General features: G+C 68.8%; 11 protein-coding genes and 1 pseudogene. 6 read left to right on the top strand and 6 right to left on the bottom strand.

What is annotated here, in order from left to right; translation table 11 throughout:
- The first annotated feature begins 191 nt into the window (after nucleotides 1-191).
- Genes ACFYWI_RS37055 through ACFYWI_RS37065 form a run of 3 tightly spaced genes read left to right on the top strand, consistent with a single transcriptional unit; the run spans nucleotide 192 to nucleotide 1,684 of the window.
- On the top strand, nucleotides 192-458 hold the full coding sequence (locus ACFYWI_RS37055; protein WP_389240365.1) for an Atu4866 domain-containing protein: 267 nt from the start codon (nucleotides 192-194) through the stop codon (nucleotides 456-458).
- Nucleotides 455-1,189: an SDR family oxidoreductase gene (locus tag ACFYWI_RS37060; protein WP_389240367.1), complete on the top strand. Its 735-nt coding sequence runs from the start codon at nucleotides 455-457 to the stop codon at nucleotides 1,187-1,189. Before ACFYWI_RS37055 ends, ACFYWI_RS37060 begins: the two co-directional genes overlap by 4 nt.
- 21 nt (nucleotides 1,190-1,210) lie before the next feature.
- Nucleotides 1,211-1,684, top strand: a complete 474-nt coding sequence (locus ACFYWI_RS37065; RefSeq protein WP_389240369.1) for a nuclear transport factor 2 family protein — start codon at nucleotides 1,211-1,213, stop codon at nucleotides 1,682-1,684.
- Nucleotides 1,685-1,726: 42 nt separating this feature from the next.
- Here the strand turns inward: ACFYWI_RS37065 and ACFYWI_RS37070 are convergent.
- Nucleotides 1,727-2,181 (bottom strand): annotated as a pseudogene (locus tag ACFYWI_RS37070) (RNA-guided endonuclease InsQ/TnpB family protein); the annotation flags it as partial.
- Between the two features lie 5 nt (nucleotides 2,182-2,186).
- Between ACFYWI_RS37070 and ACFYWI_RS37075 the strand changes: the two are divergent.
- The 3 genes from ACFYWI_RS37075 to ACFYWI_RS37085 all read left to right on the top strand — a co-directional run bounded on the left by ACFYWI_RS37075 (nucleotide 2,187) and on the right by ACFYWI_RS37085 (nucleotide 3,736).
- The gene (locus ACFYWI_RS37075; RefSeq protein ID WP_389240371.1) at nucleotides 2,187-2,549 is read left to right on the top strand and encodes an asparagine synthase-related protein; all 363 of its coding nucleotides are present in this window, start codon (nucleotides 2,187-2,189) and stop codon (nucleotides 2,547-2,549) included.
- Between the two features lie 213 nt (nucleotides 2,550-2,762).
- Nucleotides 2,763-3,224 (top strand): NUDIX domain-containing protein, encoded by a 462-nt coding sequence (locus ACFYWI_RS37080; RefSeq protein ID WP_389240373.1) that lies wholly within the window; start codon nucleotides 2,763-2,765, stop codon nucleotides 3,222-3,224.
- 56 nt (nucleotides 3,225-3,280) lie between these two features.
- Complete coding sequence (locus ACFYWI_RS37085; RefSeq protein WP_389240375.1) at nucleotides 3,281-3,736, top strand: hypothetical protein; 456 nt, start codon at nucleotides 3,281-3,283, stop codon at nucleotides 3,734-3,736.
- A gap of 20 nt (nucleotides 3,737-3,756) precedes the next feature.
- Here the strand turns inward: ACFYWI_RS37085 and ACFYWI_RS37090 are convergent, their stop codons facing one another.
- From ACFYWI_RS37090 to ACFYWI_RS37110, 5 genes are all read right to left on the bottom strand, one after another.
- Entirely contained in the window at nucleotides 3,757-6,513 is a 2,757-nt protein-coding gene (locus ACFYWI_RS37090) for an amino acid adenylation domain-containing protein (RefSeq protein ID WP_389240377.1), read from the bottom strand.
- A gap of 16 nt (nucleotides 6,514-6,529) precedes the next feature.
- The gene (locus ACFYWI_RS37095; RefSeq protein WP_389240379.1) at nucleotides 6,530-7,324 is read right to left on the bottom strand and encodes an SDR family oxidoreductase; all 795 of its coding nucleotides are present in this window, start codon (nucleotides 7,322-7,324) and stop codon (nucleotides 6,530-6,532) included.
- Nucleotides 7,325-7,748: 424 nt separating this feature from the next.
- The gene (locus ACFYWI_RS37100; RefSeq protein ID WP_389240382.1) at nucleotides 7,749-8,285 is read right to left on the bottom strand and encodes a hypothetical protein; all 537 of its coding nucleotides are present in this window, start codon (nucleotides 8,283-8,285) and stop codon (nucleotides 7,749-7,751) included.
- Nucleotides 8,286-8,417: 132 nt separating this feature from the next.
- Nucleotides 8,418-8,879, bottom strand: a complete 462-nt coding sequence (locus ACFYWI_RS37105) for an ABC-three component system middle component 2 (RefSeq protein ID WP_389240384.1) — start codon at nucleotides 8,877-8,879, stop codon at nucleotides 8,418-8,420.
- The coding region (locus ACFYWI_RS37110; RefSeq protein WP_389240386.1) for an ABC-three component system protein at nucleotides 8,876-9,150 on the bottom strand (275 nt) is incomplete at its 5' end. The genes ACFYWI_RS37110 and ACFYWI_RS37105, both read right to left, overlap by 4 nt.

Genomic DNA, 9,150 nt, shown 5'->3' on the forward strand with positions numbered 1-9,150 from the left:
CGGCGCCCCCGGGGGGGCGCTGTCAACCCCCCCCGGGGGGGGGGGGCGCGGGGGGGGGGGGGGGGGGGGGGGGGGGGTGGGGGGGGGGGGCCCCCCCCCCCCCCCCAACACACGTCCTGGTCGGCGGTCTTCGGCCTGTCCAGACTCGGTCGGGCAGGACAGATCTGCCCATGGACGAGGGGAGCCCCGTCATGACGGGGAAGACGGAGGAGGGCAATGCCGACGTGATCGGCATGTGGGTGACCGCGGACGGTCACATCCGCCAGGAGTTGCGGGCGGACGGCAGGTACGACGAGGCCCGCGGAAGCCGGCGCGGCGCGTACACGGGCCTCTACACGGTGACCGGCAGCCACATCGATTACGTCGACGACTCCGGGTTCACTGCGACGGGCGACATCCGTGACGGTGTGCTCTACCACGAGCATCTCGTGCTCTACCGAGAGGGAAATCAGGCATGACAGACACACCCAAGGTCGTGGCGGTCACCGGAGCGAGCAGCGGGATCGGAGAGGCGACCGCCCGCCGGCTTGCCACCGACGGCCATCGCTTGTTCCTTGGAGCGCGGCGCACCGATCGTCTCGATGCGCTGACTAGGGAGATCACCGCCGCAGGCGGCACTGCGGCGTTCCGGCGGCTGGATGTCACGGATGCCGCCGATGTCCGGGCCTTCGTGTCCGCCGCCCGTGAGCGCTACGGCCGAGTGGACGTGGTGGTCAACAACGCCGGAGTGATGCCGCTCTCGCCGCTGGAAGCGCTGAAGGTCGACGAGTGGGACCGGATGATCGACGTCAACGTGCGGGGGGTTCTGCACGGTATCGCGGCCGCCCTGCCCGCGATGCGCGCCCAGGGCGGCGGGCACTTCGTGAACATCGCCTCCGTCGGCGCGTACGAGGTATCTCCCACCGCCGCCGTCTATTGCGCCACCAAGTTCGCCGTCCGCGCGATCTCCGAAGGACTGCGTCAGGAGTCCACCGGGAATATCCGGGTCACTCTCCTCTCCCCGGGCGTGACCGAGTCCGGACTCGCCGACAGCATCTCCGACCCTGCTGCCAGGGAAGCCATGAAGACCTACCGCGCCGTAGCATTGCCCGCCTCCGCCGTTGCGGGGGCCATTGCCTACGCCGTCTCCCAGCCTCCGGAGGTCGACGTCAACGAAATCGTCGTCCGTCCCGCCGCAAGCGCCCAATGACCCCTCCGGGAAGGAAACGACATGCCACACACTGCTGCCGACTACGACAGCCTGGCCCGCAGACTGAGGGCCTTGGAGGACAAGGAAGCTCTGCGCGCCCTCATGATCCGCGGGTGGAGGGCGCTGGACGGCAAGGACTGGCGGACCTGGATCGAATGCTGGGCCGAGGACGCGGTACTGGAGTTCGGGCCGTGGGAGAAGACCCACGGAAAAGAGGCGGTCCGGGCGAAGGTGGAAGAGGCGGAATCGCCCTACTCGAGCATGCAGCATCACATCCTCAACATGTACTTCGACGTAGAGGGCGACCGGGCAACTGGCATCGGCTATATGTGGTTCGTCGGCGTCGCCGCACCTGGTAGTACCTCCTCTCCCTACTCCATGGGCGGCCCCTACGACTGGGAATTCCGTCGGGGCCCGGACGGCTGGCTCCTGGTCCGCCAAAGGCTCGGCGTCTGGTGGACCGACGGTGAGGACACCCTGAAGGCCTTCGATTGAAGCGCTCCCCTCACTTCTTGAGCTCAGGATGGAGATTCCGCCCTACCTTGCGGTGGGAGGCTTGACGCGACGAGCGCGTCTGGCGACTGCTCTTCCAGCCGCCGGGATGGCCACGAGGCCGATCCGGTACAGGTGCAAGATGTTCCGGGCTGCGTGGTGGTCGGCGTTGCCGAACCAGCCGCAATCGGGGTTCCTGCACACGAACGTGGCCTGGTCTTCCCGGCTGCCGGGCGTGGTGAAGCCGCATGCTGAGCAGCGCTGGGAGGTGCCGGGGGCGGGGACTTCGACCAGGGTGCCGCCGTGCTGGGCGCTCTTGTACGTCAGCATCGTGACCGTGCGGTTCCACGCCTGGGATGCGATGGTGCGGTTCAGCCCGGCCTTCTGGGCAACGTCTTCCCCGGCTTCTCGATGGTTCCCTTGGCCGACGTGACCATGTTCGTGATGGTGAGTGCTTCGACCACGACCGTGCCGTAGGTGCGGGCGATGGTGGTGGTCGTCGCTGGTGCCCGCCGAGGCCGTCACCCGGCTCGTCCTGCGCGGCCCCGACCCCGACCGGCGGATCCGCGATCTGGTGACCGCGGCCATGGAGAAGGCCGGTGAGGACCTGGCGAGGGGGCTAACGCTCGCCGATCTCGCGACGGCCTGGCGGCCGCTGGTGATGACCAGCGACAAGCTCGCCTCCGCATTCGCGCTCGAGCGCCGCTCTCCCTATCTGGCCCGCGAGTTGGTCGAGCTGTCCTACCGGCTGCCCCCGGAGCACAAGATCTGTCGTCCCGATCAGGGCAAGCAGATCCTGCGGGACGCCGCGAAGGCGCTCTGCCGCGGGACAAGCTCGGCTTCGCCAGCCCCGTTCCGTCCTGGCTGACGGGCAAACTCTCCGGCTGGACCGATGCCCGGATCAACACCGCCCTCCTGGACGCCCCGGCCGCTCTGCGGCCGCTGCTGGAACGCGGGCTCACCCCGGGCGGCCGGTTCGACCGCACCAGGATGCAGGCCCTGATGGCAGCCGCGTGATTTTGCGACCAGAGCGTGAGGGCGGCTGCCGCGTGATCTTCTCTGATCTCACTACGGTGTCGCCATGCACTCCGACACCACCGCCGCCGAAGAGCCGGCCACCGCCCGCGGGGCGGTCGCGATCATCGTCAACGACCGCGGCGAACTCCTCCTCCACCTCCGTGATGACATCGGCGGCATCGCCTGGCCCGGCTACTGGAGCCTGCTGGGCAGCGGCTGCGATGCGGGAGAGGGCGCCCTCGACGCGATCTGTCGCGAGTTGGACGAGGAAGCAGGCATTGGCACCGAGGTCGGGAGTCTGCGCGACGTCTGCGAGATCCGCGACGAGCACGGCTCCGGACAGCTGATCACCTTCTTCTCCGCCCACTGGGACGGCGACGAGACCCAGCTCCCGCTGGCCGAGGGCGTCAAGCTCCAGTTCTTCGCCCCCGATTTCCTGGACGACCTCAAGATCCCGTTCTTCATCCGGGACGGCATCCACCGCTACCTGACCAGCCTTCCGCCCAAGCGGCGCCTTCCCCGATGACGGGTGGGGGCCGCCTGCGGCGGTCCCCACCCGCACCACTGGAAGGACACCAGCTCATGAAGCTCACCGTGATCGGCTGCGGCTATCTCGGCGCCACCCATACTGCCTGCATGGCCGAACTCGGCCACGAAGTCCTCGGCATGGACCCGAACATGGACAACGTCGCCGCCCTCAACTCCGGCAAAGCCCCGTTCTTCGAACGCGATCTCGACGAGCTGCTGGCCAAGCACACCACGAACGGGCGGCTGAAGTTCACTGCTTCCTATGCGGAGGCCGCCGCCTTCGCTGACCTGCACTTCCTCGGTGTCGGCACCCCGCAACGGCCCGGCGAGATGGCTTACGACCTCTCCCAGCTGTTCTCCGCCGTCCGCCAGCTCGCACAGACGGCGATGTCAAGATCCGATCGGGCAATCTGGAAAGTCACGGAAAACAAGGTACCGGCCATCGGGCTGCCGCCTACGGCCCGAACGGACGAAACGGCCCGTCGGAGAACCGACGGGCCGTCACGATAGATCCAGACTGAACGCCAAGCTCAGTGGCTGGTCTCACTGAGTTGTTGGACGAGTTCGGCGAACTGTGCCGCGGTGGAGTGGCTGTAGAACTGCCTGGGTGAGACCTTGGGTAGGTTTTGTTCCCGCATTTCGGCGAGGACTCGGACGACGAGGAGTGAGTTTCCGCCGAGGGTGAAGAAGTTGTCCTGAGGGTTCACCAGAGTGTTGAGTTGCTTGCTCCAGATGTTCAGGATGGTGTCGGCGATTGTGTTGGTGGCCGGTTCGGGTTCGGGGGTGCCGGGGTCGGCCGGTGCGGTGCGCGGGTCGGGCAGTTTGGTGGTGTCGGGCTTCCCATTGATGGTCAGCGGGATTTCGGTGACTTGGGTGATCGTCGCGGGTGTCATGTAGTCGGGGAGTGTGGCTTTGGCGTGCGCGAGTACGGGTGCGCGGTCGCCTGCTGTCTCCAGGACTATGTAGGCGTCGATCCGGCTGCTGGCGGGGTCGTCGGGCTGGTCGCGGTTGACGACGACGGCCGCGGCGGTCACATGGGGTGCGCCCAGCAGCACGGTGCGGATCTCGTCGAGTTCGATGCGGTGTCCGCGAATCTTGACCTGGTTGTCGAGTCGGCCGAGGTGGTCCAGGCGGCCGTCGAGGTGCAGCCGACCCTTGTCGCCGCTGCGGTAGATCCGTTCGCCGGTGGATTCGTCGAGGATGAACCGCTGCTGGGTCAGCTCGTCTTGGCCGAGGTAGTGGCTGGCCACTCCGGCGCCGCCGACGTAGATCTCGCCGGAGGCCCCGGGCGGCAGCACCCGTCCTTGTTCGTCGCGGATGGACACCGACCACCCCGGCAGTGGACGGCCGACCGATCGTGAGCCGACGACGACTTCGTGCGGGGTGACCGTCTGGGCGGTGACATGCACGGTGGTCTCGGTGATGCCGAACATGTTGACCACCCGGCAGTCGCTGGCCGGGTGGCGGGCGAACCAGGGGGCCAGCATGCGCACGTCCAGTGGTTCGCCGCCGAAGATGACCAGCCGCAGGGCCAGGTCCCGGCGGACGCGTTGGTCGGTGCGGATGAGTTGCGCGAACGCGGACGGTGTCTGGTTGAGCACCGTGACGCGCTGCTCGGCCAGCAGGGTATAGAACTCCTCGGTGTCGCGGGTGGTCCAGTAGGGCACGGCGACCAGCCGGCCGCCGGTGAGCAGGCAGCCCCAGATCTCCCAGACGGAGAAGTCGAAGGCGCTGGAATGGAACAGCGTCCAGGTGTCGTCGGGGCCGAGAGCGAAATCCTCGGCGGTGGCCTGCAGCAGCGCCAGCACGTTGCGGTGCGGCACCACCACGCCCTTGGGCGTGCCGGTGGAACCGGATGTGTAGATCACGTAGGCGGGGTCCTCGCCCCCGTCGACGGGGCGTGCACCGTCCGCCGTCCGACCTTCGGCCAGTTGGGTCAGTGCGCGCGGGGTCAGCAGCTGAGTCCCGGGAACCGAAGGGAAGTTCGGTGCGGAGGTGATGATGACGGGCATGGCCGCGTTGCGGGCGGTGAAGCTCAGGCGCTGCGCCGGATAGCGCGGATCCATCGGCACGTACGCGCAGCCTGCCTTGAGCACGCCGAGCAGGGTGACCACCAGGTCGGCGTCCCGTTCCAGGCAGACACCGATCCGGCTGCCCGGTGCAATGTCCAGTGCGCGCAGGCCTGCGGCCACCGCGTCCGCTCGCTCGTCCAGTTGCCGGTAGGTCAGCTCCTCCTCGCCGACCAGCAGCGCCACGGCCTCCGGCTGCTTGGCGGCCACCTCCTCGAAGGCGCGGTCGATCCGCCCCCGCACGAGTGCGGCATTGCCTGCGCCGCCCGCCCGCAGAAGTGCCGCCCGTTCGGCGTGCGGCAGCAGTTCCAGCCCGGACAGCGGCCGCTGTGCCGCGCTGTTTGCCAGCTGCTCGGCCAGGTGGGCCACGTGCGCGCAGAACTGCTGCGCGATGGAGGCGTCCACAATGCCCTGGTCGAACCGGCAGTTCGCGCGCGCCGAGCCGCGGTCGAGCTGGATGGTGAGCGGGAAGACCGGGGCCAGGCAGGCCGTGTAACTGCCCTCCTCGAAGGCCGGGCTCAGGACGACCCCGACCGGCGGCGGCTCTTGGGGGGTGAGCGGTGCCTGGTCGAACCGGTGCAGGAAGTCCGCGATCGAGCCTTGCGGATGCTCGTCCAACGGATGGACGCGGATGTCCTCGCCTGTGCCGTTGTCCAGGTCCAGCACGCCCAGTTCCGTCCGGTTCCCGCCGCTGTACCGGCTCACGGCCAGTGCGATCGCGGGCAGCAGGGGCTGTCCGGCTTGTCCGCCGAGCGCCGTGAGGTCGATCTGCGCGCTGCCGGTGACCCCGCGCAGCTGTGGATCGCCCAGGCCCCACTCCAGGCGGCCGCGGTGCGCGGGGCCCGGCCGGTCGATGGCGGGCCACGGTGGCATGCTCTCACCGGGGCCGTCCAGCAGCAGCCGGGCGACCCGGCGCAGTGCGGCCGGGGGGATCACCGCGCGGACGGCCACCAGCACCAGGTCCGTGGTCCCGTCGATGTAGTGCAGGGCCACGGCTCGCATGGGGGGGCCGTCCTGGTGGATCGGCCGCAGGGACTCGGCGCGCCTGCGGTCCCGGGCCATCGGCTCGTCGGCACGGGCCGGCACCGGGGTCTGCCAGACCTGGACCGGATCGGATACCGCCGCGGACAGCAGGCGCTGCGGATCGGCTGTGCCGGGCAGCCGCAGCACGAGGCTGTGGCATCCGGCGGCCAGTTCATCGATCGTCGATGTCGTCATGGGTGGGACCTCCTGGTCATCGGGACGTGAAGCCGCCGTCCACGGTCAGCGCGCTGCCAGTGACCTGGCGGGACTCGTCCGTCGCGAGCCACAGTGCCGCGTTCGCGATGTCGGACGGCTCGATCAGCGCGTTCATCGGCTGGTCCCGGACGAAGATCCGCTCGTGGTCGGCAACCGGCACCTCCAGCGATCGGGTGATCTCGGCGAGCATCCGGCCCTCCAGCACCGGGTCGTCGCGGACCGAGCCGGGGCACAACGCGTTCACCCGAACCCGCATCGGGGCGTAGTCCAGGGCTGCAGCCTTGGTCAGTCCGATCAGCCCGTGCTTGGCTGCGACGTAGCTCGCGAAACGCCGGTATCCGACCGTTCCCGCGGTCGAGGACACGTTGATGATGCTGCCGAACTTGCGTTGGACCATCACCGGTGCGACCGCCTTCATCATCCGCCAGGCGCCGGAGAGGTCGATGTCGAGCATGAGCGACCACTCCTGCTCGGTGATGTCGTGGGCGATCTTCCCCGAGGGCGAGGCGATTCCGGCGTTGTTGACCGGCACGTCCACCGTGCCGAACCGGTCCAGCGCCTGGTCGACCGCCTGCGCGCACTGCCGGGTGTCGCGCACGTCGACGGCGGCGGTCACGGTCGCGGCGCCCCGGCGTCGGGCCCGGGCCTGCTCGGCCAGGCGGTTCAGCACCCGCTCCGCGATCGCCAGTTCATCCCGCTCGGCCTGGACCTCCTGGAGTTGCTTGGCCAACTCCTCGGCGAGGGCGTCCAGTTCGCTCCGGCGGGCGGTGATCCACTGCCGCTCCCGCATCCCCTGCGCCCTCCCGTGTTCTCACGGCGTGCCGACCTGCTGACGGATCGTAGGCGGGGGCCGGTCGTGGGGGCAGCCAAACCCAGCATCCCGCCGGAGCCGGACCTGTCCGATGATCTACGCCATGGTCATCGGCCTCTGACCGGCGCGAGTACCCAACTCGCCATTCACACCAGACCCGTGACCCGCGACTTCACGATGCACACCACTCACTGAGCGACACACATCCCAGGTCACGCCCGAGCACAGCAGGTTATAAAAGGGACCAGGGCCGTGCTGGGCTCGGAAGACCACGGTGAACTCGACTGCCTGTGAGCCGCGGTTAGGGTGAGCCTCCTTCCCATCGCCGTAGGTGTTCTTGATCCACTTGGGGAAGAACTGTGGGCGAACACGTTACATGGATGCCTCCGCGACGCACCCCGGCTCAAGAGCGCAGACGGCGCAGTACTCGACGGCTTCGGCGTGCCGTCGCGGGAGATCGAGCGGCTGCGGACCGTCCCCGGCCTGCTACCCGCCCTCCGCCAGGCCGGATATGCGAATGCCGCCCGCTCCCCTTCTCAGCGACCGCCCAGGCCATGGACGACCCCGGCCGCCAGCTCGCCTGAAGGCGCCGGCCCTGCCCAGCATCGGCTCGATGCCCGGGCGGTGCACCAAGTCGGTCAGCGCGAGAGAGGGTTCCGCCCGCTTCGTTCTTGCGGATCAGGATCTCGTCCACGCCCAGCGCGCGCAGCAGATGAATCGACAGGCTGTTCTTGCTGCGGGCATTGTGGACCGCGGTGACCGTCGCATCCGGGGTGCGGATCACCTGATCGTGCAGATCCTCGTTGTACAGGTGGATGCTGTTGCTGTCGGGGGCGCGGACCAGGGTCAGGGGGGTGCCGTCCGGCATGAGCAGCCCCAGAAGAATCTGGGTGTAGCCGTCCGCCTCCGGCACCATCGTCAGGTCGGCGCCGCCCAGCATGTACTCGATCGACTTGACGATGAAGGGCTTGCCGGTGTCGGAGGTGCCGTAGATGACGGTCAGCTCCGGGCCGAAGACGATCTGCGCAGGGGCACATTGGACCCGGCATAGGTGAGATGGGTCAGCTGCAGCTCAGTCACGACGGCCCTCGAATGGCGTGGATGAGGACATGGAGTCGTTCAGCAGGGCCGCTGTGGCGGCGCGTACGTCGGTCTGCGGCGCCCAGTGGTGCACGGCCCACTCGGCCCGCTCGCGCAGCCGCCCTGCATAGGGGGCCTCGAGGATGTCGACGAAGGCGGGCCCGCGCTCGGTGGCGCGGTACACCAGGCCGGTCTCGTCCGCCTCCACGCCGGCGAGCCCGGCGCGGATCAGGACCAGCAGTGCTTGTTCCAGCACGGTGCGTTTCATGCCCAGCCCGCCCGTGTGGCCGGGCAGGGACGGGTGAAGGCTGGGCGGGCCGTCGAGATCGCCGCTGTACAAAACGGCGTGGTCCAGCACGGCCAGTTGCGCCAGGTCGAGCGGTTGGGGGTGGCTCTCGGCCAGCAGGATCAGCGCCCGCACCCCGATCTCCAGCGGGCTGTTGAGCGGGTTCATGCGGCTTCTTCACACCATGTCAGCCGACCATCATTTGCCAGGTGATGGCATACCCCCTTGCGGTCCAAGGGCCTCACGTACCGGCTGAGAACTGTCTCGCGCGCAGTCCTGCGATCTGGTCGTAGGTGCGGTGCAGCCGGCGGCTGGTGCGCACGCCGGGCTTGCGGTGCTGCTTGGCGCCGGGCGGCGCGCTGCTCCAGGCGCAGGAGCTTGGTCTTCTCCTTCTCGGTCAGCCACTCGCCGTGCTCGAACGTGGTTCCGTCCGAGAGAG

The sequence above is a fragment of the Streptomyces sp. NPDC002889 genome, from assembly GCF_042888425.1.
Lineage (GTDB): Bacteria > Actinomycetota > Actinomycetes > Streptomycetales > Streptomycetaceae > Streptomyces.